General features: G+C 60.9%; 15 protein-coding genes and 1 other RNA gene. 9 read left to right on the top strand and 7 right to left on the bottom strand.

The features are described 5' to 3' along the window. Nucleotides 1–79: 79 nt before the first annotated feature. Nucleotides 80–1,270 (bottom strand): benzoate/H(+) symporter BenE family transporter, encoded by a 1,191-nt coding sequence (locus KI237_RS20770; RefSeq protein WP_212796846.1) that lies wholly within the window; start codon nucleotides 1,268–1,270, stop codon nucleotides 80–82. Nucleotides 1,271–1,514: 244 nt separating this feature from the next. On the opposite strand from KI237_RS20770, the gene KI237_RS20765 reads away from it, so the two are divergent. Continuing rightward, entirely contained in the window at nucleotides 1,515–2,279 is a 765-nt protein-coding gene (locus KI237_RS20765; protein WP_212796845.1) for a GntR family transcriptional regulator, read from the top strand. A 123-nt stretch (nucleotides 2,280–2,402) separates the two neighbouring features. Here KI237_RS20765 and guaD read toward each other — a convergent pair whose 3' ends face one another. The 4 genes from guaD to xdhA form a co-directional block, all read right to left on the bottom strand. Continuing rightward, nucleotides 2,403–3,707, bottom strand: coding sequence for a guanine deaminase (gene guaD, locus KI237_RS20760; protein ID WP_212796844.1), 1,305 nt, complete (start codon nucleotides 3,705–3,707; stop codon nucleotides 2,403–2,405). A 19-nt stretch (nucleotides 3,708–3,726) separates the two neighbouring features. After that, nucleotides 3,727–4,569 carry a xanthine dehydrogenase accessory protein XdhC gene (xdhC, locus tag KI237_RS20755; protein ID WP_212796843.1) on the bottom strand — a complete coding sequence of 281 codons (843 nt, stop codon included), beginning with the start codon at nucleotides 4,567–4,569 and terminating at the stop codon, nucleotides 3,727–3,729. A 179-nt stretch (nucleotides 4,570–4,748) separates the two neighbouring features. After that, nucleotides 4,749–7,148, bottom strand: coding sequence for a xanthine dehydrogenase molybdopterin binding subunit (gene xdhB, locus KI237_RS20750; protein WP_212796842.1), 2,400 nt, complete (start codon nucleotides 7,146–7,148; stop codon nucleotides 4,749–4,751). Further along, nucleotides 7,141–8,595 carry a xanthine dehydrogenase small subunit gene (gene xdhA, locus KI237_RS20745; RefSeq protein WP_212796841.1) on the bottom strand — a complete coding sequence of 485 codons (1,455 nt, stop codon included), beginning with the start codon at nucleotides 8,593–8,595 and terminating at the stop codon, nucleotides 7,141–7,143. Before xdhA ends, xdhB begins: the two co-directional genes overlap by 8 nt. A 382-nt stretch (nucleotides 8,596–8,977) precedes the next feature. On the opposite strand from xdhA, the gene KI237_RS20740 reads away from it, so the two are divergent. The 7 genes from KI237_RS20740 to ffs all read left to right on the top strand — a co-directional run bounded on the left by KI237_RS20740 (nucleotide 8,978) and on the right by ffs (nucleotide 19,542). Beyond that, the gene (locus KI237_RS20740; protein WP_212796840.1) at nucleotides 8,978–9,637 is read left to right on the top strand and encodes a GntR family transcriptional regulator; all 660 of its coding nucleotides are present in this window, start codon (nucleotides 8,978–8,980) and stop codon (nucleotides 9,635–9,637) included. Nucleotides 9,638–9,639: 2 nt separating this feature from the next. Then, nucleotides 9,640–13,128, top strand: a complete 3,489-nt coding sequence (gene smc, locus KI237_RS20735) for a chromosome segregation protein SMC (RefSeq protein WP_212796839.1) — start codon at nucleotides 9,640–9,642, stop codon at nucleotides 13,126–13,128. 257 nt (nucleotides 13,129–13,385) lie between these two features. Continuing rightward, on the top strand, nucleotides 13,386–14,231 hold the full coding sequence (gene zipA / locus KI237_RS20730; protein WP_212796838.1) for a cell division protein ZipA: 846 nt from the start codon (nucleotides 13,386–13,388) through the stop codon (nucleotides 14,229–14,231). Nucleotides 14,232–14,427: 196 nt separating this feature from the next. Continuing rightward, nucleotides 14,428–16,785 carry an NAD-dependent DNA ligase LigA gene (gene ligA / locus KI237_RS20725; RefSeq protein WP_212796837.1) on the top strand — a complete coding sequence of 786 codons (2,358 nt, stop codon included), beginning with the start codon at nucleotides 14,428–14,430 and terminating at the stop codon, nucleotides 16,783–16,785. A gap of 112 nt (nucleotides 16,786–16,897) precedes the next feature. Then, nucleotides 16,898–18,058, top strand: a complete 1,161-nt coding sequence (locus KI237_RS20720) for a zinc-binding metallopeptidase family protein (protein WP_212796836.1) — start codon at nucleotides 16,898–16,900, stop codon at nucleotides 18,056–18,058. A gap of 671 nt (nucleotides 18,059–18,729) precedes the next feature. Beyond that, complete coding sequence (locus tag KI237_RS20715; protein ID WP_212796835.1) at nucleotides 18,730–19,080, top strand: hypothetical protein; 351 nt, start codon at nucleotides 18,730–18,732, stop codon at nucleotides 19,078–19,080. A gap of 365 nt (nucleotides 19,081–19,445) precedes the next feature. Then, an RNA gene (gene ffs / locus KI237_RS20710) (signal recognition particle sRNA small type) lies at nucleotides 19,446–19,542 on the top strand. A 187-nt stretch (nucleotides 19,543–19,729) separates the two neighbouring features. On the opposite strand, the gene KI237_RS20705 is transcribed toward ffs, so the two are convergent. Then, nucleotides 19,730–20,044, bottom strand: a complete 315-nt coding sequence (locus tag KI237_RS20705; protein ID WP_212796834.1) for a helix-turn-helix domain-containing protein — start codon at nucleotides 20,042–20,044, stop codon at nucleotides 19,730–19,732. 338 nt (nucleotides 20,045–20,382) lie between these two features. On the opposite strand from KI237_RS20705, the gene KI237_RS20700 reads away from it, so the two are divergent. Continuing rightward, on the top strand, nucleotides 20,383–22,131 hold the full coding sequence (locus KI237_RS20700; protein ID WP_212796833.1) for a putative bifunctional diguanylate cyclase/phosphodiesterase: 1,749 nt from the start codon (nucleotides 20,383–20,385) through the stop codon (nucleotides 22,129–22,131). Here the strand turns inward: KI237_RS20700 and KI237_RS20695 are convergent. Beyond that, a complete protein-coding gene (locus KI237_RS20695) occupies nucleotides 22,077–22,847 on the bottom strand; it encodes a substrate-binding periplasmic protein (RefSeq protein WP_212796832.1) in 771 nt (256 codons plus the stop codon). The genes KI237_RS20700 and KI237_RS20695 overlap by 55 nt on opposite strands. Between the last annotated feature and the right edge of the window lie 66 nt (nucleotides 22,848–22,913).

Below are 22,913 nucleotides of genomic sequence, written 5' to 3'. Positions count from 1 at the left end.
CGCGAGCAAGCTCGCTCCCACAGGAGGAATGCATGCCTCTACTGTGGGAGCGAGCTTGCTCGCGATGCTTTTAAAGCTTTCAGGCATTGCGCCAGTTCAGGATCAGCAAGGTCAGCACCCCCGCCACAATCCCCCAGAACGCCGAACCGATGGAGAACAGCGTCAGCCCCGACGCCGTGACCATGAAGGTGATCAACGCCGCTTCCCGCTCCTTCACTTCGCTCATGGCGATGCTCAAACCATTGATGATCGACCCGAACAGCGCCAGGGCCGCGATGGACAGCACCAGTTCCTTGGGCAGCGCCGCGAACAACGCCGCCAGCGTCGCGCCGAACACCCCGGCAATCCCGTAGAAAACCCCGCACCAGACCGCCGCCGTGTAGCGCTTGTTGCGATCTTCGTGGGCGTGGGGGCCGGTGCAGATCGCCGCGCTGATGGCTGCCAGGTTGATGCCATGGGAGCCGAACGGCGCCAGCAGTAGCGAAGCGATGCCGGTGCTGGTGATCAACGGCGAGGCCGGCACGTTATAACCGTCTGCCCGCAGCACGGCGATGCCAGGCATGTTCTGCGAGGTCATCGCCACCACGAACAACGGAATGCCGATGCTGATGGTGGCCGCCAGGGAAAAGTGCGGCGTGGTCCACACCGGCGTCGCGACTTCCAGGGCAAAGCCGCTGAAATCCAACAGCCCCAGCAGGCCCGACAGCGCCGTACCGATCAACAGCGCCGCCAATACCGCGTAGCGCGGTGACAGGCGCTTGACGATCAGATAGGTGAAGAACATCCCCAGCACCAGGCCGGTGCGATGCTGGGTGGCGACGAAGATCTCGCTGCCGATCTTGAACAGGATTCCCGCCAGCAACGCCGCCGCCAGCGAGGCTGGAATACGCTTGACCAGGCGTTCGAAACTGCCGGTCAGGCCACAGATCGTCACCAATACTGCACAGGTAATATAGGCTCCGATGGCCTCGCCATAACTCACGCCGCCCAGGCTGGTGATCAGCAGCGCTGCGCCGGGTGTCGACCAAGCGATGGTGATCGGTGTGCGATAGCGCAGCGACAGCCCGATGGAACACACCGCCATGCCGATGGAAATCGCCCAGATCCACGAGGAAATCTGCCCGCTGGTCAGCCCGGCTGCCTGCCCGGCCTGGAACATCAGCACCAGGGAGCTGGTGTAGCCGGTCATCATCGCAATGAACCCGGCGACGATGGCTGAAGGCGAGGTATCGGCCAATGGACGAAGTGGTGGGGTCGTGACTTCGGTCATGGTGGGCGGTGGTCCTTGTTGTAGATTGACTGGGCTTGATCGCGCCGCAGATTTTGGGTTTGAAGCCTAAACTCAACGCAGTAGCCGATTGCAATACAGCCATGCCCGCAAACAGCCGTACAGTCGTGTTGCCATCAGAGGTTGTGTACAATCGAGCTGTTTTTTACGCGATACTTGCCAGCGACCCGCTGTGCCGTATTACAGTCACGGTCAATTCGCCGCAGTTCTCCCGACTCGAGTGCCCATGAACGAACAGTTGCAACCCCTCAAGAAACAACCGCGAGCCGGTAAAGCCGCTCGCAGCGGAACCCAGGACGATATTGTCTATGCGCATATCTTCGAGGCCATCCTCGAACAACGCCTGGCGCCCGGTACAAAGTTGAGCGAAGAGGCACTGGGGGAGATTTTCGGGGTCAGCCGCACGATCATTCGCCGGGCGTTGTCACGCCTGGCTCACGAAGGCGTGGTGTTGCTGCGGCCCAACCGCGGTGCCGTGGTGGCGAGCCCGAGTGTCGAAGAGGCGCGCCAGGTATTCATGGCCCGGCGCCTGGTGGAAAGGGCAATCACCGAATTGGCGGTGCAGCATGCCACGGCCGAACAATTGGCTGAACTGCGGCAGATGGTCAGCGACGAGCGCGACAGTTTCTCCCGTGGCGACCGCGGCGCCGGCATCCGTTTGTCGGGCGAGTTCCACCTCAAGCTGGCCGAAGCGGCGAAGAATGCCCCGCTGATCAGCTTCCAGCGCAGCCTCGTGTCGCAGACGTCGCTGATCATCGCCCAGTACGAAAGCGGCAACCGTTCCCACTGTTCCTATGACGAACACACCCAGTTGATCGACGCCATCGAGGCTCGCGATGCCACGTTGGCAGTGGACCTGATGATGCATCACATGGATCACATCGACAGCAAGCTCAACCTCGACGAGGAAAGCGCGTCGGATGACTTGCATGCGGTGTTCTCGCACCTGTTGCAGAGCAAGAAGCCTGGGCGCTCGACGGCCAAGCTTTGATGGGTTGAATCAGTCATACCGCTAATCGCGAGCAAGCTCGCTCCCACAGGGGCTATGTGAACGACACACATCCACTGTGGGAGCGAGCTTGCTCGCGATAGCGACTCAGCAGGCAACAAGCATCTATCGCTGATGCACCAACCGGCCGGCCGCATACGTCTGCGCCACCGTCCGGTCATCCCCCAGTGTCATCAACACGAACAACCGCTCGGCAATGTCCTTGGCCTGCTTGAGGCGATAGCCCAGCAGCGGCGTGGCGTTGTAGTCCAGTACCAGGAAGTCCGCGTCGGAACCCGGCTGCAAAGTCCCGATCCTGTCGTCCAGGCGCAGGGCCCGGGCGCCGCCGAGGGTGGCCAGGTACAGCGACTTGAACGGGCTCAGCCGCGCACCCTGCAACTGCATGACCTTGTAGGCTTCGTTCAGGGTTTGCAGCAGCGAAAAGCTGGTGCCGCCGCCTACGTCCGTGCCCAACCCTACGTTCACCTTGTGCTTCTCGGCCATCGGCAGGTTGAACAGGCCGCTGCCGAGGAAAAAGTTCGAGGTCGGGCAGAAGGCGATGGCCGAACCGGTCTCTGCCAGGCGTGCGCATTCGTCGTCACATAAGTGCACGCCATGGGCGAACACTGAGCGTTTGCCGAGCAGTTGGTAGTGGTCGTAGACGTCCAGATAACCCTTGCGCTCCGGGAACAGCTCCTTGACCCACTGCACCTCCTGCAGGTTCTCGCTGATGTGGGTCTGCATGTACAGGTCTGGGTATTCCCCCAGCAACTGACCGGCCAGGGCCAGTTGTTCCGGGGTACTGGTAGGGGCGAAACGCGGAGTCACGGCGTAGTGCAGGCGGCCCTTGCCGTGCCAGCGCTCGATCAGCGCCTTGCTTTCGGTGTAGCTGGATTCGGCGGTGTCGACCAGGTAGTCCGGGGCGTTGCGATCCATCATCACTTTGCCGGCGATCATCCGCAGGTCGAGTTTCTGGGCCACTTCAAAAAACGAATTCACCGATTGCGGGTGCACGCTGCCGAACACCAACGCGGTGGTGGTGCCGTTGCGCAGCAATTCCTTGATGAAAATATCGGCCACGGCATCGGCGTGGGCCTTGTCGGCGAACTGGCTTTCGCAGGGGAAGGTGTAGGTGTTGAGCCAGTCCAGCAATTGCTCGCCATAGGCGCCGACCATGCCGGTCTGTGGCAGGTGGATGTGGGTGTCGATCAAGCCAGGGGTGATCAGCGCGTCCTGGTAATGAGTGACTTCGATGTCCGCTGCCAGGGTCGGCAGCAGGTCATGGGCGTGGCCGATGGCGCTGATCTGGCCGTTTTCCACCACCAGCAAGCCGTCTTCGAAATATTCATAGGACGCCTCGATACCGACTTCGGCTGGGTCGGCGAGGCTGTGGAGCAGAGCGGCGCGGTAGGCTTTGCGTGTCAGGGGCATGGGAATTCTCAACGAGTGTTCAGCGGTTCGCCTGGCTGCGGCGCGAGGCCGGCAGCAGCTTGGCAATCGGCTCGGCGCGGGTGGTGTGCTGGCCGAAATCGGCGTTATAGGTGGCGATGATTTCGCCGGCGATGGAGATGGCGATTTCCACAGGCAACTTGCCTTTGACCTCGCCAATGCCCATCGGGCAACGCATGCGCTGCAAGGTGCTGCTGTCAAAGCCACGATCACGCAGGCGATGCTCGAACTTGACCCGTTTGGTCTTCGAACCGATCAGGCCGAAGTAGGCAAAGTCGTTGCGCTTGAGGATCGCGGCGCTCAGTTCCAGGTCGAGCTGATGGTTGTGGGTCATGACGATGCAGTAGCTGCCGGCGGGCAAGTCGTCGACTTCATCCAGTGGGTCTTCGCTGACGATCTTGCGCACGCCGTGGGGCAGGTGTTCGGGGAACTCTGTCTCTCGGGAGTCGATCCAGCGCACCTTGCAGGGCAGGCTCGCCAGCAGCGGCACCAGGGCGCGGCCGACGTGGCCCGCGCCGAACACGGCGATTTGTGCCTGGACCTGGCCCATGGGTTCGAACAGCAGCACGGTGACGCCGCCGCAGCACTGGCCCAGGCTCGCACCGAGACTGAAGCGCTCCAGATGGGTGTTCTGCTGGCCGCTGGCGAGCATCTGCCGGGCCATTTCCATGGCCTTGTATTCCAGGTGTCCGCCACCGATGGTGTCGAACGTCTGGCTGGCGCTGATGACCATCTTCGAGCCGGCGTTGCGCGGGGTGGAGCCGAGTTCTTCGATGATCGTCACCAGCACGCACGGTTCACCGCGATCTTGCAGGTCGGCGAGGGCGCTGATCCAGTTATACATAATTCACCTCGACATCTTGTGTTGTCTGTTCCGGCCTCATCGCGAGCAGGCTCGCTCCCACATTGGATCTGTGTCCACAACTGGACCTGTGTCCAAAACTGGACCAGTGTCCAAAACTGGACCTGTGTCCATCAATCCCTGTGGGAGCGAGCCTGCTCGCGATGGGGCGCGACGCGGTCTTAGAGCGGGGCCAACTCGGCTTCAATGGGCTCAGCCGCAACCGCCTTCAACCCGCGCATCTGCTCACATCCCCACAACACCCGCTCCGGTGTCGCCGGGGCGTCGATGTTCGGCTGGTGCTGGTAATCCCCCAGGCTCGCCACGGCGTCCTTGATGGCGCACCACGCGGCGATGCCGAGCATGAACGGCGGCTCGCCCACGGCCTTGGAGTGGAACACGGTGTCTTCGGGATTTTTGCGGTTTTCCACCAGCTTGACCCGCAGGTCCAGCGGCATGTCGGCCACGGCGGGGATCTTGTAGCTGGCCGGGCCATTGGTCATCAACTTGCCCTTGTCGTTCCACACCAGTTCCTCCATGGTCAGCCAGCCCATGCCCTGGATGAAACCACCCTCGACCTGGCCGATGTCGATGGCCGGGTTCAGCGAGGCGCCGACGTCGTGAAGGATGTCGGTGCGCAGCATCTTGTACTCGCCGGTGAGGGTGTCGACGATCACCTCGGCACAGGCTGCGCCGTAGGCGTAGTAGTAGAACGGCCGGCCACGGGCCTGGCTGCGGTCGTAGTAGATTTTCGGGGTCTTGTAGAAGCCGGTGCTCGACAGCGAGACCTGGGCGAAATATGCCTGCTGCACCAGCGCCTCGAAGGTCAGGATGTGATCGCGCACCCGCACATGGCCGTTGTGGAATTCCACGTCCTCTTCGCTGACCTTGTACTGTCGCGCGGCAAATTCCACCAGGCGCCGCTTGATGGTTTCGGCGGCGTTCTGCGCGGCTTTGCCGTTCAGGTCGGCACCGCTGGAGGCGGCGGTGGGCGAAGTGTTCGGCACCTTGTCGGTGTTGGTCGCGGTGATCTGTACGCGGTCCATTTCCACCTGGAACACTTCGGCCACCACTTGCGCGACCTTGGTGTTCAGGCCCTGGCCCATTTCGGTGCCACCGTGGTTGAGGTGGATGCTGCCGTCGGTGTAGACGTGGATCAGCGCCCCGGCTTGGTTGAGGAAACTGGCAGTGAATGAAATGCCGAATTTCACCGGCGTCAGCGCCAAGCCTTTTTTCAGGATCGGGCTGCCTGCGTTGTAGCGCCGGATCGCTTCTCGGCGCTCGGCGTACTGGCTGCTTTCTTCAAGCTCGGCGGTCATTTCCTCGAGCATGTTGTGCTCGACGGTCTGGTAGTAGTGGGTGACGTTACGCTCGGTCTTGCCGTAATAGTTGACCTTGCGCACGGCCAGCGGATCGAGCCCCAGGTGCCGGGCGATGGCATCCATCACCTCTTCGATGGCGACCATGCCTTGGGGCCCGCCGAAACCGCGGTAAGCGGTGTTCGACGCGGTGTTGGTCTTGCAACGGTGGCCGTTGATGGTCGCATCGCCCAGGTAGTAGGCATTGTCGGCATGGAACATCGCCCGGTCGACGATCGAGGCCGACAGGTCCGGCGAGCAACCGCAGTTGCCGGCCAGTTCCAAGGCGATCCCGTGCAGGCGCCCGCGGCTGTCGAAGCCGACGTCGTATTCGATATAGAAAGGGTGACGCTTGCCGGTCATCAGCATGTCCTCGACCCGGGGCAGGCGCATCTTGGTCGGCTGGCCGGTGAGGTGCGCGATGACCGCGCACAGGCAAGCCGGGCTGGCGGCCTGGGTTTCCTTGCCGCCAAACCCGCCGCCCATGCGGCGCATGTCCACCACCACCTTGTTCATCGGCACGCCCAGCACTTCGGCCACCAGTTTCTGCACTTCGGTGGGGTTCTGGGTCGAGCAATAGACGATCATGCCGCCGTCTTCGGTGGGCATCACCGAGGAAATCTGGGTTTCCAGGTAGAAGTGTTCCTGGCCGCCGATGTGCAGCGAGCCCTGGATGCGGTGCTCGGCGCTCGCCAGTGCCGTGGCCGAATCACCGCGCTGGTGGGTGTGGCTGTCGAGTACGAAGTGGCGTTTTCTTAAGGCTTGCACCACGTCCAGAACGGGTTCGAGGTCTTCGTATTCGATGATCGCGGCCATTGCGGCTTTGCGCGCGGTTTCCAGGTCGTTCGCGGCCACCGCGAGTACCGGTTGCCCGACAAATTGCACGTCATCGATGGCCAGCAACGGATCGCCCGGCAGCAGCGGGCCGATGTCTTTCAGGCCTGGCACGTCTTCGTGGGTGATGGCGATGCGCACGCCTTCGAAGGCATAACAGGGCTTGGTGTCGATGCTGATGATTTTCGCGTGAGCGCGGTCTGACAGCCGTGCGTAAACGTGCAGCTGATTGGGAAATTCCAGACGATCATCGATGTACTGGGCCTCACCGGACACATGCTTGGCGGCGCTGTCGTGCTTGACGCTGCGGCCGACACCGGTGGTCAGGTCCTTGGCGAACAGTTCCGCCAGTTCGGCCTGGGTCTTCTCTACGGCGTGATGGTTAGACATAAGCGGTCACCCGAGTCTCGATGTGCGGCGTTTGCAGTTCGATGAAGTATTTGCGCAGCAGATTGCGGGCGCTGAGCAGGCGGTATTCCTTGCTGGCGCGGAAGTCCGACAGTGGCGTGAAATCCTCGGCCAGGGCGGCGCAGGCGCGTTCGACGGTGCTGTCGTTCCACGGCGCACCGATCAATACGGCTTCGCAATGCGTGGCGCGTTTGGGCGTCGCGGCCATGCCGCCGAAGGCCACGCGAGCGTCGCGGACCACGCCGTTGTCGATACGCAGGTTGAATGCCGCGCACACGGCGGAGATGTCGTCGTCCAGGCGCTTGGACACCTTGTAGGCGCGGAACGCCTGCTCGGCGCTGGCCCGGGGTACGATGATCTTCTCGATGAACTCGCTTTCCTGGCGGGCGGTGACCCGGTAATCGATGAAATAGTCTTCCAGCGCCAGGGTGCGACGGGTCTGGCCCTTGCACAACACGATCTGCGCGCCGAGGGCGATCAGCAGGGGCGGCGAGTCGCCAATCGGCGAGGCGTTGCCGATGTTGCCACCCAAGGTGCCCTGGTTGCGGATCTGTAGCGAGGCGAAACGCTGCAACAGTTCGCCGAAGTCCGGGTACTCGGCTTTCAAGGCCTCGTAGCAATCGGACAGCGCCGTGGCGGCGCCGATCTCCAGGCGATCGTCGAAACGTTCGATGCGCTTGAGTTCGGCGACGTTGCCCACGTAGATCATCACCGGCAGGGTGCGATGAAACTGCGTGACTTCCAGGGCCAGGTCCGTGCCGCCGGCCAGCAGACGCGCCTGGGGATAAGCATCGTAGAGATCGGCCAGGTCGGCGACGGTCAGCGGCACCAGGCAGCGTTTGTCGCCACTGTTGAGCTCACCGGTCTCGGTCGGGGCGATGGCTTTGAGGCGGGCGATGGTCTCGGCTTCGCGGGCATCGAACTGGTCTGGCTGTTTGCCACGGCAGGCCTGCTCCGCGGCGGCCAGGATCGGCCGGTAGCCGGTGCAACGGCACAGGTTGCCCGCCAGGGCTTCGTGGGCTTTATGGGCGTCGGCTTGTTCGCTGTTTTTTTGCAGGGCGAACAGCGACATGACGAAGCCTGGCGTGCAAAAGCCGCATTGTGAGCCGTGGCAATCGACCATCGCCTGCTGGACGCTGTGCAGTTGGCCCTGGTGCTTGAGGTCTTCGACGCTGATCAGTTGCTTGCCATGCAGTGACGAAACGAAGGTCAGGCACGCGTTGAGACTGCGATAGCGCATGCGCGCCTGGCCTTTTTCGTCCGTGTGCAATTCGCCCACCACCACGGTGCACGCGCCACAGTCGCCACTGGCGCAGCCTTCTTTGGTGCCTGGTTTACCAACGTGTTCGCGCAAATAGTTGAGCACGGTCAGGTTCGGGTCCAGGGCGTGCTCGCTACGGAGTTCCTGGTTGAGTAAAAACTGGATCACGGAAGGCCTCGCAGACTCATTATTGTTGTATCGACGTGGGCCTGAATTTATCAGGTCTGACTTTTCGGTCAATGATTTTCTGACTTAAGGGTCAGGAAAATCCGCTGGGTCGATCAACTGCCCGAGTTTGTTAAGTATGGACCCTGTGGGAGCGAGCTTGCTCGCGATGGCGCAGTCCCAGTCGATGAATGCAGCAACTGACCTGGCGCTATCGCGAGCAAGCTCGCTCCCACAGGTTTGGTTTCAGGGTGAGGACTTAAGCTTTTTTGATTAAATATTTTGCTTATATCGTGCCAAAAACCCGGTACAGGCCCTGCGCCATGACGTATCGAGTGCGCTACACTGCGCCGCTTGTGCAAATCGAAGAGTTTGAAGGACAACCATGACGTTCAAGGCCCCGGACAGCCTCGCCGAGCAAATCGCCCATCACCTCGCCGAACGCATCATTCGCGGCGAAATGAAACCGGGAGAGCGCATCCAGGAGCAGAAGGTCACGCTGGCGCTCAACGTCAGCCGCGGCTCGGTCCGCGAGGCCTTGCTGATCCTGGAGCGGCGTCACTTGGTCGCGATCCTGCCGCGCCGTGGCGCCCACGTCACCGAACTCACCGAGCACAAGGTGCGCAGCCTCTGCACGCTGATGAGCGAGCTGTACATCCTGCTGGGCAACGCCGTGGCCCATGGCTGGAAAGAACAGGCCGACATGGCGCCGTTCGTGGCCATCCAGCAGCGTCTCAACGACGCCTACGCGCGTCAGGACATCCGCACCTTCGTCGATGAAAGCTTCAGCGTGATGCGCGCCGCCTATCCCTTCGCCAACAACCCGTATTTGCAGGAAACCGTCGAGAACCTGCAACCGGCCATGAGCCGTGCCTATTTCCTGGCCCTGGACCAGCGCAAGGCGGAAATGAGCGAGTTCCTCGACCTGTTCCAGCGCCTGCTCGCCGCCGTGCTGGCCCGTGATTTGCCGCAGATCCGCATCGTGCTCACGGCCTACGCCCAGCGCAGTTGCGATCTGGTGGTCTCTGCACTGACGAAGGCCTGAACGTGCGGCTCAAGTGCATCAAGCTGGCGGGGTTCAAATCCTTCGTCGACCCGACTACGGTGAACTTCCCCAGTAACATGGCGGCGGTGGTCGGGCCCAATGGTTGCGGCAAGTCGAACATCATCGACGCCGTGCGCTGGGTGATGGGCGAGAGTTCGGCCAAGAACCTGCGCGGCGAGTCGATGACCGACGTCATCTTCAACGGCTCCACCAGCCGCAAGCCGGTGAGCCAGGCCAGCATCGAGTTGGTGTTCGATAACTCCGACGGCACCCTGGTGGGTGAATACGCGGCGTATGCGGAAATCTCCATTCGTCGCAAAGTGACCCGCGACAGCCAGAACAGCTATTTCCTCAACGGCGCCAAGTGCCGGCGTCGCGACATCACCGATATTTTCCTCGGCACCGGCCTGGGCCCGCGCAGCTACTCGATCATCGAACAGGGCATGATCTCCAAGTTGATCGAGGCCAAGCCCGAAGACCTGCGCAACTTCATCGAAGAAGCCGCCGGTATTTCCAAATACAAGGAGCGGCGGCGCGAGACTGAAAACCGCATTCGTCGCACCCACGAAAACCTCGCGCGCCTGACCGACCTGCGCGAAGAACTCGAACGCCAACTCGAGCGTTTGCACCGTCAGGCCGAGGCCGCGAAAAAGTACCAGGAATACAAGGGCGAGGAGCGCCAGCTCAAGGCCCAGCTTTCGGCCCTGCGTTGGCAGGCGTTGAACGAGCAGGTCGGCCAGCGCGAGGCGGTCATTGGCAACCAGGAAGTCAGCTTCGAAGCCCTGGTAGCCGAACAACGCAACGCCGACGCCGCCATCGAGCGCCTGCGTGATGGGCACCACGACCTGTCCGAGCGCTTCAATCTGGTGCAGGGGCGCTTCTATTCCGTGGGGGGCGACATCGCCCGGGTCGAGCAGAGCATCCAGCATGGCCAGCAGCGGCTGCGGCAGTTGCAGGATGACTTGAAGGAAGCCGAGCGGGCGCGCCTGGAAACCGAATCGCACCTGGGCCACGACCGCACCTTGCTGCTGACCCTCGGCGAAGAGCTGGACCGGCTCACGCCGGAGCAGGAAGTCACCAGCGCCGCCGCCGAAGAGGCTGCTGCCGCCCTGGAAGAAGCCGAGCTGACCATGCACGGTTGGCAAGAGCAGTGGGACAGCTTCAACCTGACCTCGGCCGAGCCACGGCGCCAGGCTGAAGTCCAGCAGTCGCGCATCCAGCAGTTGGAAACCAGCATGGAGCGCCTGGCCGACCGTCAACGCCGCCTGGCCGAAGAACGCGCCTTGCTCGCGGCGGACCCGGAAGATGCGGCGATCCTCGATCTGAGCGAGCAACTGGCCGCCAGCGAAGCCACCCTCGAAGACTTGCAGGCCAGCGAAGACGCTCAGGTCGAACGGCTCGAGCAACTGCGCCAGGCCTTGCAGCTGGCCTTGCAGAACCAGCAGCAGGGCCAGGGCGAATTGCAGCGGCTCAATGGGCGCCTGGCCTCGCTGGAAGCCTTGCAGCAAGCCGCGCTGGACCCGGGCACCGGCACCGCCGAATGGCTGCGCGACCAGCATCTGGCCGAGCGTCCGCGACTGGCTGAGGGCCTGAAGGTCGATGCCGGTTGGGAGCTGGCGGTGGAGACCGTGCTGGGTGCCGACCTGCAAGCGGTGTTGGTGGATGACTTCGCTGGCTTCGACCTGTCGGGTTTCACCCAGGGCGATCTGCGCTTGCTCAGCCCGGCTGGCGACGGGGTACGAATCCCCGGCAGCTTGCTGGACAAGGTCGAGGCCCAGGTCGACCTGTCGCCTTGGCTGGGGCAGGTCAAACCGGTGGACAGCCTTGAACAGGCTTTGGCCCTGCGTGGGCAGTTGGCGGCCGGCGAAAGCCTGATCAGCCGTGACGGGTATTGGGTCGGCCGGCATTTCCTGCGGGTGCGCCGGGCCAGCGAAGCCGAGAGCGGCATGCTCGCCCGTGGCCAGGAAATTCAGCGCCTGGGCGCCGAGCGCGAAGAGCGCGAAGCCAGCGTCGAAGCCCTGGAAACCGAATTGCAGAACCTGCGGGCGCAACAGCGTCAGCAGGAGAACGGTCGCGAACACCTGCGGCGGCTGTTGCAGGATGAAGCGCGCCAGCAAGGCGAACTCAAGGCGCAGTTATCGGCTGGCAAGGCCAAGGTCGAACAACTGGCGCTGCGCCGCACCCGCCTTGAAGAAGAGATCGCCGAACTGGGCGAGCAGCGGGCATTGGAGCACGAACAGATTGGCGAGGCGCGCTTGCAACTGCAAGACGCCCTCGACGCCATGGCGCTGGACACCGAGCAGCGTGAACTGTTGCTGGCCCAACGTGACAGCTTGCGCGAGCGCTTGGACCGGGTGCGCCAGGAAGCACGCCAGCACAAGGATCATGCCCATCAGTTGGCGGTACGCCTGGGCTCGCTCAAGGCCCAGCACGATTCCACCCGCCAGGCCTTGGAACGACTGGAGATGCAGTCCGAACGCCTGACCGAAAAACGCGAGCAGTTGAGCCTCAATCTGGAGGAGGGCGAAGCGCCGCTGGAAGAGCTGCGCCTCAAGCTCGAAGAGTTGCTCGACAAGCGCATGAGCGTCGATGAGGAGCTCAAGACGGCGCAGATCGCTCTGGAGGACGCCGACCGCGAACTGCGCGACGCCGAGAAGCGCCGCAGCCAGGCCGAGCAGCAATCGCAATTGATCCGCGGCCAGATGGAACAGCAGCGCATGGAATGGCAGGCCTTGACGGTACGGCGCAAAGCCTTGCAGGACCAATTGCTGGAAGACGGCTACGACCTTGACGGCGTGCTCGCCACCCTGGTGGCCGGGGCGAACGAGAAGGACGCCGAGGAGGAACTGGAGCGCATTGCCCAGCGCATCCAGCGCCTGGGAGCAATCAACCTGGCGGCCATCGACGAGTACCAGCAGCAATCCGAGCGCAAGCGCTACCTGGACGCCCAGAACGACGATCTGGTGGAGGCGCTGGAGACTCTGGAAAACGTCATTCGCAAGATCGACAAGGAAACCCGCAATCGCTTCAAGGATACCTTTGATCAGATCAACGGCGGTTTGCAGGCACTTTTCCCAAAAGTTTTCGGTGGCGGCAGCGCTTACTTGGAACTGACGGGCGAAGATTTACTCGATACAGGGGTGACAATCATGGCGCGTCCTCCTGGCAAGAAGAACAGCACCATCCATTTGCTCTCCGGTGGCGAAAAGGCGCTGACCGCGCTGGCCCTGGTCTTTGCCATCTTCAAATTGAACCCGGCGCCGTTCTGCATGCTCGACGAAGTCGATGCACCACTGGACGACGCCAACGTAGGCCGTTACGCACGGCTGGTGAAGGAGATGTCTGAAACGGTGCAGTTCATCTACATCACCCACAACAAGATCGCCATGGAAATGGCCGATCAGTTGATGGGGGTGACCATGCATGAGCCGGGCTGTTCGCGGTTGGTGGCGGTGGATGTGGAGGAGGCCATGGCAATGGTGGACGCCTGAAGAACGGTTTGTAGGGCTTCTACTTGGAACGCTGTAGGTATTTTTTACCCTGGGCCTGTTGTTCAAATCACAGATTGGGCACAAGCCTGTGCGACAGACGGTGTAAAGTTATCTTTGGTCGTGCTAGTTTAATGTCAATTTTTCGTATGCGTGGGCAAAAGGCCATTCAGAACATAGAGTTGGCGCCACGTTTTAAAGCGGTTTGCAAATAGCTAAGCCCCTTATTTTTCAGCATTTTTATAGAGGCACGGGATTACATGGAAATCGGTCTGCGCGAGTGGCTGATCGTCATCGGCATCATTGTCATTGCCGGTATTCTTTTCGACGGCTGGCGTCGCATGCGCGGCGGCAAGGGGAAACTGAAGTTTCGCCTGGATCGCAGCCTGTCGAACCTGCCCGATGAGGATGACAGCGCCGAACTGCTGGGCCCGCCGCGGGTGCTGGACACCCACAAGGAGCCGCAGCTGGACGAACACGACTTGCCGTCGATGAGCGCGCCTGCTCGTGAGCCACGGGAGTCGGGTTCCAAGCGTGGCAAGCGCAACAGCGAGCCGTCCCAGGGTGATTTGAACCTGAACCTGGACCTTGATGGTGGCCCGAGCTTCAGCGGTCGTGACAGCGATTTCCCGGACGAGAACAAAACCTCGAGCGCCGACAAAGACCAGGCCCAGGCTGAAGAAGTGCTGGTGATCAGCGTGATCTGCCGCGACCCGGCTGGCTTCAAGGGCCCGGCGTTGTTGCAGAACATCCTGGAAAGCGGCCTGCGTTTCGGCGAGATGGACATCTTTCACCGTCACGAGAGCATGGCTGGCAACGGCGAGGTACTGTTCTCCATGGCCAACGCGGTCAAGCCAGGCGTGTTCGACCTGGACGACATCGACCACTTCAGCACGCCGGCAGTGAGCTTCTTCCTCGGCCTGCCAGGCCCACGTCATCCCAAGCAGGCCTTTGACGTGATGGTGGCCGCGGCGCGCAAGCTGTCCCAGGAACTCAATGGCGAACTCAAGGATGACCAGCGCAGTGTGCTGACCGCCCAGACCATCGAGCACTACCGTCAGCGTATCGTCGAATTCGAGCGCCGGGCACTGACTCAGAAGCGCTGAGGCCAAAGATCGCTGGCCTTGTAGGAGCTGCCGAAGGCTGCGATCTTTTGATCTTTTGATCTTTCGCTTGAGATTCAAGTGTCTGGGGAAAGATCGCAGCCTCGTTGCACTCGTCAGCTCCTACGGCTCCTACGCGCGATTGAAGTATTGAGAATGAGCAGCCTCGGCTGCTCTTTTGCTTTATGAGAGAACACCCATGAACACCGTTCAAACCCGCATCCAACAGCTGCGCACCGAGCTGGACCAGCACAACTACCGCTATCACGTCCTCGATGAGCCAAGCATCCCGGACGCCGAGTACGACCGCCTGTTCCACGAGCTCAAGGCCCTGGAAGAGCAGCATCCGGAGCTGGTGACCAGCGATTCCCCGACCCAGCGGGTCGGCAGCGTGGCGCTGTCGGCGTTCAGCCAGGTCCGTCATGAGATCCCGATGCTCAGTCTGGGCAACGCCTTCGACGAAACCACCCTGCGCGAATTCGATCGCCGGGTGACCGAAGGCCTCGATCTGCCCATGGGCGATTTACTGGGCGGTGGCGCGGCGGTTGAATACAGCTGCGAGCCGAAGCTCGATGGCCTGGCGGTCAGCCTGTTATATCAGGACGGCATGCTGGTGCGCGGAGCCACGCGCGGTGATGGCACCACGGGCGAGGACATCAGCGTCAACGTGCGTACCGTGCGCAATATCCCCCTCAAGTTGCAGGGCAGCGGCTGGCCGCCATTGCTGGAAGTGCGCGGCGAGGTGTTCATGTCCAAGGCCGGCTTCGAGCGCCTCAACGCTACGCAACTGGAAGCGGGCGGCAAGACCTTCGCCAACCCGCGCAACGCGGCGGCGGGGAGCCTGCGCCAGCTGGATTCCAAGATCACCGCCAACCGCCCGCTGGAATTCTGCTGCTACGGTATCGGTCAGGTGACCGCGGACATTGCCGATACCCACATCGGCAATCTCAAGCAGCTCAAGGCCTGGGGCTTGCCTATCAGTCGCGAACTGAAGCTGGCTCACGGCATTGACGAATGCCTGGATTATTACGGTGACATCGGCGAGCGGCGCAACGCGTTGCCTTATGAAATCGACGGGGTAGTGTTCAAGGTCAACAGCATCGCCTCCCAGCGCGAGCTCGGTTTTCGCGCCCGCGAGCCGCGTTGGGCCATTGCCCATAAATTCCCCGCCAGCGAAGAACTCACCGAGTTGCTCGACGTCGAGTTCCAGGTTGGCCGTACCGGCGCTGTCACACCCGTGGCCCGCCTCAAGCCGGTGAAGGTCGCCGGCGTGACCGTGGCCAACGCCACGTTGCACAACATGGACGAAGTGGCGCGCCTGGGCCTGATGATCGGCGATACCGTGATCATCCGCCGCGCCGGGGACGTGATCCCGCAAGTGGTGCAAGTCGTCACCGAGCGTCGCCCGGAAAACGCCCGGGCCGTTGAAATCCCGCAAAAATGCCCAGTCTGTGGTTCCCACGTGGAACGCACACAGCTGATCAAGCGCAGCAAGGGCCGTGAAACCATCAGCGAAGGCGCGGTGTATCGCTGCGTCGGTCGCCTGGCTTGTGGCGCGCAGCTCAAGCAAGCCATCATTCACTTCGTGTCGCGCCGAGCGATGGACATCGAGGGCCTGGGCGAGAAGAGCGTCGAGCAACTGGTGGACGAGGGCCTGGTAGGTTCGCCCGCCGATCTGTATGCCCTGACCTTTGAGCAGGTGGTCGACCTGGAAGGCTTCGCCGAACTGTCGAGCAAGAACCTGCTGGCGGCCATCGTCGACAGCAAGAAGCCGAGCCTGGCGCGGTTCATCTACGCCCTCGGCATTCCGGACGTGGGCGAGGAAACCGCGAAGGTCCTGGCGCGCTCCCTGGGTTCGCTGGAGCGCGTGCAGGCGGCCTTGCCTCAGGTGCTCACCTACTTGCCCGACGTAGGCCTGGAAGTGGCCCATGAGATCCACAGCTTCTTTGAAGACCCGCACAATCGCCAAGTGATCAAGGACCTGCTGCGCCATGGCCTGGATATCCAGGATCAGGGCGAGTTGGGCGCCGAATTTTCTGCCAGCACCACCCTGGGTGGTTTTCTGGACAAGCTGAACATTCCGTCGGTCGGACCGGGCGGGGCGCAGAAGCTGGCGGACAAGTTCGGTTCACTCGAAGCGGTGATGAGCGCTGACTGGCTGGACATGCGCCAGGCGTTGCCGGAAAAACAGGCCAATGCCGTGCGCGAGTTCTTCGCTGTCGCCGCCAATCGCCAGCAGGCTGAAGCCGCGGAACAACAGCTGCGGGACTTTGGCATGCATTGGCAGAGCGAGAAGAAAGTCGTCGAAGGCCTACCCGAAGCAGGGCACACCTGGGTGCTGACCGGTTCGCTGGAGCTGATGAGCCGCGACGTCGCCAAGGACAAGCTGGAAAGCCTGGGGGCCAAGGTTGCAGGTTCCGTGTCGGCGAAAACCCATTGCGTGGTGGCTGGGCCAGGCGCGGGCTCGAAGTTGACCAAGGCCAATGAGCTGGGGCTCAAGGTGTTGGATGAAGAGGCGTTCATCGTTTTTCTGAGTCAGCATGGCATCACGGTTTAGTCGCGAACGTTGTCTTTGACCGCTCTGGCTCTTGTGGCGCTACGAAGCAGAGCGTGGGAACGATCCCGTACAAGGGGCGATCTAGTCTTGCAGGATCCAAGGGGAGATCGCCATGTACCGCTTCTTCGAACAACTGAGCTCACGCATCGCCGCGCCTTTCATCGGTGATCGTTCGCGTAACAGCAAGGTCTGGCCGTGTCGTTGCGGCCAGTCGCTGTTTTTTCGCAACAGCCAATGCCTGGCTTGCCTGGCGGCGCTGGGCTATCAGCCTGAACAGAGCCGCCTGTCGTCCCTGCAACCGGGCGAGCAACCCGACACCTGGAGACTGGACGCCGACCCGCAAGCCGGACTGTTGCGCCGCTGTGCCAACCTCGACACGCCGGCGGCGTGCAACTGGCTGTTGCCGGCCAACGGACACGATGCCTTGTGCATTGCCTGCAGCCTGAACCGCACCATTCCCGATTTGTCGATTCCGGAAAACCCCGAGCGCTGGTGCAAGGTCGAAACCGCCAAGCGTCGGCTGGTGGCGCAACTGATCACTCTCGGCTTGCCGGTGATCCCGAAAACCATCGACGAAAACACCGGCTTGGCATTTGACTTCATCGGCGTCGATCCCGATGGCAAACCGCCGATGACCGGTCATGCCAGCGGGCTGATCACCCTCGACATCAAGGAAGCGGACGATGCCCATCGTGAACACGTGCGCCAGCAGATGCGCGAGCCGTATCGCACCTTGCTCGGGCACTTTCGTCATGAGGTGGGGCACTATTACTGGGATCGGCTGATTGCCAACAGCCACTGGCTGGAGGCTTTTCGCGAGCTGTTCGGGGACGAGCGCGCCAGCTACGACGAAGCCCTGGAGCGGCATTATCAGCAAGGCGCGCCGCTGGGCTGGCAAGCCCATTACGTCAGCGCTTACGCCACTATGCACCCCTGGGAAGACTGGGCTGAAACCTGGGCCCATTACCTGCACATGATGGACGCGGTGGACACCGCTTTGGGTTTTGGCATGAGCGCCCGGGAGATGGATTTCGACTACCAGCCGTTCCCGTCCGAGACCTTGTACGATTCTGAGCACGCAGGCGGCACGGCGTTCCTGTCGTTCGTCAACGCCTGGATCGAGTTGGCTGGCATGCTCAACGAACTCTCCCGCAGCATGGGGCAGCCGGATTTCTACCCGTTCGTCGTACCGGCCGCCGTTATTACCAAGTTGCATTTCATTCACCTGGTGATCCAGGAAGAGGGGGGGCGGGCGGATGAGGTGCTGTTGTAGCATCTGATAAAGTGTCAGGTGGTGCTGAATTAACACTATCTGTTCTGATAGTTCCATTCACTCAAATTTTTTTCTACTCTAAAATAGTCATGAATGAGCGCTCTATTTTGTAGAGGGAAAATACTGTGAAGACTGATAATGCGGATAAGTCGGTGGTCATTCCCAATGAGCCTCGAAACCTTTCTCAGGTTGGACAGACCACATACTCGATTATATTGTTTTGGCAAATCTCGGATAATGTCGAGCCCCATCAGGTCGCCGGGCATACGTTCAGAGTGACTAAGGTGGAGGGTGGGCAATCGCTACCTGTCCCTGGAACCCAAGTGCAGCCTGACGAACGTGGCTGGTATCGGCATGAAATAGGTGTCGATGGGAGCACACGACCGGTTTTTTACAATGTTCAGGTTCGGGCTATGGCCCTCAATGCCGAACATGGGCCATTCTGTCCGGTGTTGGTCTGTAGCACCTCGGCATAATGATCGTTAATAGGTTGTAAAGACCGCATTAGGTTTTCTGGTCTGTTCGTATTGTTCAATGCAGTGGCGGCGACAGGGCTGTGCTGGGTCTCAAAGTTAAGTGATACCATTTGTTTTTATTGTGTCTGCCATTCATGTTTTCCGTTAGCATGAAAACCGCCATGGATGATGGCTATATTTATTATGGAAGATACTATGAAACTTGATGAGATGGATAAAGCGACAATTATTCCCAATGCGCCTCGCAGACTTTCCCAAGCCGGTCAAAGCCAGTACACCATTATATTGGCCTGGCAAATCTCAGATAATGTCCGGCCCGATCAGGTTGCGGCTCACACGTTTAAAGTAACCGCGGTAGCCACTGGACAGGCGCAGTTTGTTCCTGCAACCCAAGTGAGGCCGGACGGGCGTGGCTGGTACCGACATGAGATTGGCGTCAGTGGGGGATCCCGACCTGTCTATTTCAATGTTCAAGTTCGCGCTCAGGCGCTCAATGGCGAATATGGGCCGTTCTGCCCAGTGGTAGTTTGTAATACCTCGTCTTGAGTGGCCATCTAATATCGACACTGATGTAGGTTCGTAGGTGAGCCTGCTCGCGATGGCGGTGTATCAGGTTGCAATGATGTTGAATGCGCCTGCGGCATCGCGAGCAAGCTCGCTCTCACAAGGGATCTGGGACGAACAGTGGATTTATGAACATCAGTGACTCATGTGAGCGAGCCTGCTCGCGATAGCGGCAGGTTGGCTTGCATCCATGTCGAATGTGCCGAAGCCATCGCGAGCACGCTTTGCTCCCACAGCAAGTACTTGAACACCTTAAGTTTTTTTATCCGGCACGAACGGTTGTAACTTCTTGCCAGATAGGTACAATGGCGCGGCTCGCCGTCAGGCGGGCGTCGTTATGGTGACCCCATCGGTCCCCCCGCAACGATTACCCGTGAACCTGGTCAGATCCGGAAGGAAGCAGCCACAGCGGGAACATTGTGTGCCGGGGTGTGGCTGGTGGGGTTGCCTCCATAACGCCCAGGCCTTCGTTCGCAAGGTTTGCCAAATCAAAAATTCCTTTTTTTTGCTGATCGATATCGATTGGTGCCTTCTGCTGTCCGGATTTTGTTGCGGGCAGGGCAAGCCAGCGCTGAAGCAGAGGTGCGGCCCGTCCAGCATCGACCGGCCAGGCTTCTCCTTCACATCTGCATCAAGGCTTGGACAAGGCCTGGTCGACCGCTGCGATCAACTTTCCCAGGTCCTTGGAGGTGGCTTTGTGTATGACACCGAACAGATACGCCCGCTGTTCGTCCTCATCGCCCATGTCGGCAAAAAAGGCTTTCAGTTGTACGCCTAGCACATTGGCAAGCAGGAACAAGGCTTCGACGCTGGGGGTGTAGGTGCCGGTTTCGAAGCGGCTGATGGTTTTGGGGTCAAAACCGGTTTTTTCGCCAAGTTCAGCCTGAGTAAGCCCCGCTACTTTGCGGTAGCGTCTGATGGCTGGACCCAAACTTGAAATTTGCATCGCTTAATTCCCATTTAGAATCAAGAACTTAACGATAGATTTTCGCATTAGGCAACCGCGTGATCCATCACCTTGCTTTGCAAAGTGTGATGTGTTTCGTAGAATCGGCCTTTGGCACGGGTATTTGGTGACCTGCTTCAGAAGCCGGGGTGCGTACAGAGACCGGGCCTTGTGTTTCTTGCCGCAATACTAGGCAAGGGCTGAAGCTCTCCCTTAGCACCGCCAGGGCCCGCGCTCCAGCTTTTCTCAAAGTGTTTGAGCCTAGTTGATTTTCGCCTGTCTTGAAGGCGGTGCAACCGCGCGCGACAAATGAGCCTGACTCATGGATGACTGCTTCGATGGATAAGAAGTACCGCAGAGCCGTTGACGCCGCCGCGATTTTTTCCGAAACCGATCTGAGCGGGCGCATCACCTACGTCAACGATCAATTTTGCAACCTTTTTGGTTACCGGCGCGATGAGTTGCTGGGCGTGAATCATCGCCTGCTCAATTCCGGCCAACACCCTGACGAGTTCTTCAGCGCCATGTGGCGCACTATTGCCCTGGGGCAGGTCTGGAAAGGAGAGATCTGCAACCGGGCCAGGGACGGTTCGCTGCACTGGGTCGACACCACACTGGTGCCGGTCACCGACGACGAGACGGGGCAAATCGAACGCTACCTGGCGATTCGCTTCGACGTCAGCGAAAAACGCCGCCTGCTGCATTCCCTGCAATGGCGAGTCGGTCACGATGTGCTGACCGGGTTGCCCAACCGCACTTATCTGTCCGATCTGCTGGACCAGGCCCTGGAGTTTTCCCGTGCGGAAAACTTGCCCCTGGCGGTGTGCATGCTCGACCTCGATGGCTTCAAGGCGGTCAATGACGGTTACGGTCATGCCAGTGGTGATCGGCTGCTGGTGGAGGTCGCCAGGCGCCTGCGCAGTATCGTGCGTGGCGAGGATGTGGTGGCGCGGCTGGGCGGGGACGAGTTCGTGCTGGTGCTGCGCCATGTGCGTGGGATGGATGAGTTGCATGCTGCGTTGAATCGGGTCTTGATCGCCGTTTCCATGCCGTATGGCATTGACGGCAAGGACATCAAGGTCTTCGCCAGCATTGGCGTCACGCTGTTCCCGTGGGACAACGAAGACGCCGAGACCTTGTTGCGCCACGCTGACCAGGCGATGTACGTGGCCAAGCAAAGCGGTCGCAATCGTTTCCACTTGTTCGATGTGTCCCGGGACAAGGAAGTGCGAGCTACTTACCAGACCGTCGAGCGGGTCCGCCAGGCACTGGCCGGCAACGAGTTGCGGCTGCATTTCCAGCCCAAGGTCAATATGCGTCATGGCACCGTGGTCGGCCTGGAGGCGCTGCTGCGCTGGAAGCATCCGCAACGTGGCCTGGTGCCGCCTCGGGAGTTCCTGCCGCTGGTGGAAGAGACCGACCTGATCGTCGAGATCGGCGAGTGGGTCATGGAGCAGGTATTGACCCAGTTGCAGCAATGGCAGCACGCGGGACAGGGCTGGCCGGTGAGCATCAATATCTCGGCGCGGCATTTCCAGCGGGCGGATTTTGTCGAACGGCTGCGACAGGTATTGGAACGGCATCCGGCGGTACCGCCGCGCCTGTTGGATCTGCAGATTGTCGAATCCGTCGCGGTGGAGAACCTTGCCCACGTCAGCGCCTGCCTCCAGGCTTGCCATGCCTTGGGCGTGGGGTTTTCGCTGGGTGGTTTCGGCACGGGCTACTGCTCGCTCAATGACCTCAAGCACCTGCGCACGCAAACCATCAAGATCGACAAGACCTTTGTCCGCGACATTCTCCACGACCGCGACGACCTGGCACTGACCGAAGCGGTGATCGGCCTGGCCCGGGCGTTTGGCCGCGAGGTGGTCGCCGAGGGCTTGGACAGCCTTGAGCACGGCCAACTGCTGTTGAACCTGGGCTGCGAGGTGGCACAAGGTTATTTCATCGCCCGGCCCATGCCGCCCGAACAGATACCCGGCTGGGTGCGGGGGTTCATCCCGCCGTCGCAATGGCAGCAGCGGCCAAGTGATCAGGGGGAGGGTGCCTCGCTCCTGGCCTGCGATACGTCACTGCGGCCGGTGTAAAGCTGGATGATTGCGTCGATCTCCCCGGACGTCTTCATGTTCAGCAAGGTTCTCAGGATGCGTTGCGCTGGAATGTTCGGATCGTTGCGCACGTAACAGCTCAACTGCTGTTCCTGGAGCACGGCCACTTCATTAAGTTGTCGATCAGCGGTATGGCGTTGATTGAACCAGTCCAGCGCCCATTGGTTACTGATCCCGTAGCGATAACGCCCGGCCAGCAGTTTCGCCAGCACTTGTTCCTGGCTGCGGGCATCGTCGCGGCGCAGTTGGCCGCTGTCGAACAAGGGTTGCAAGGTTGGGTAGGTATAGCCGAGCACCGTGCCGATGGCTTGTTCCGGCAATGTTGCGGGTGTTACCGCCGCAGGGGGGCTTGCCGTGGCGACGAGCAGGTCGCGCTGGAAAAACAACGGGATGCTCCACAGGTAATCACCACTATTCTTTACCCAGTCGGGGCTGACGTAGCAACGCAGGTCGATCTCGCCGTGTTTCATGGCGTCGTCCAGTCGGGCGCGGGACAGGACATGGAATTGCGCCGGCAGTCCCACCTGGGTCGCCAGGCTGGTCATTATATCGGGAAGGATGCCCTGGGTCGGGCGCCCCCGTTCGATCTGCACCATGGGCATCGCCCAGCCGTCGGTAATGGCGACGCGCAAGGGGCCTTCCTCGGCAAAGCAACTGCTACCCAACAACAGCAAAGCCCCCATGGCTGAGCGCATAAACTCTCCTGACTGTACAAAACCGTGTCGACAACCGAGTCCCAGACCCAATCTTAGTCAGATTAG

This window comes from Pseudomonas sp. St316, from assembly GCF_018325905.1.
Classification (GTDB): Bacteria; Pseudomonadota; Gammaproteobacteria; order Pseudomonadales; family Pseudomonadaceae; genus Aquipseudomonas.
Note: the sequence above shows the minus strand (reverse complement) of the source record. Positions and strands in the feature narration are given on the sequence as shown.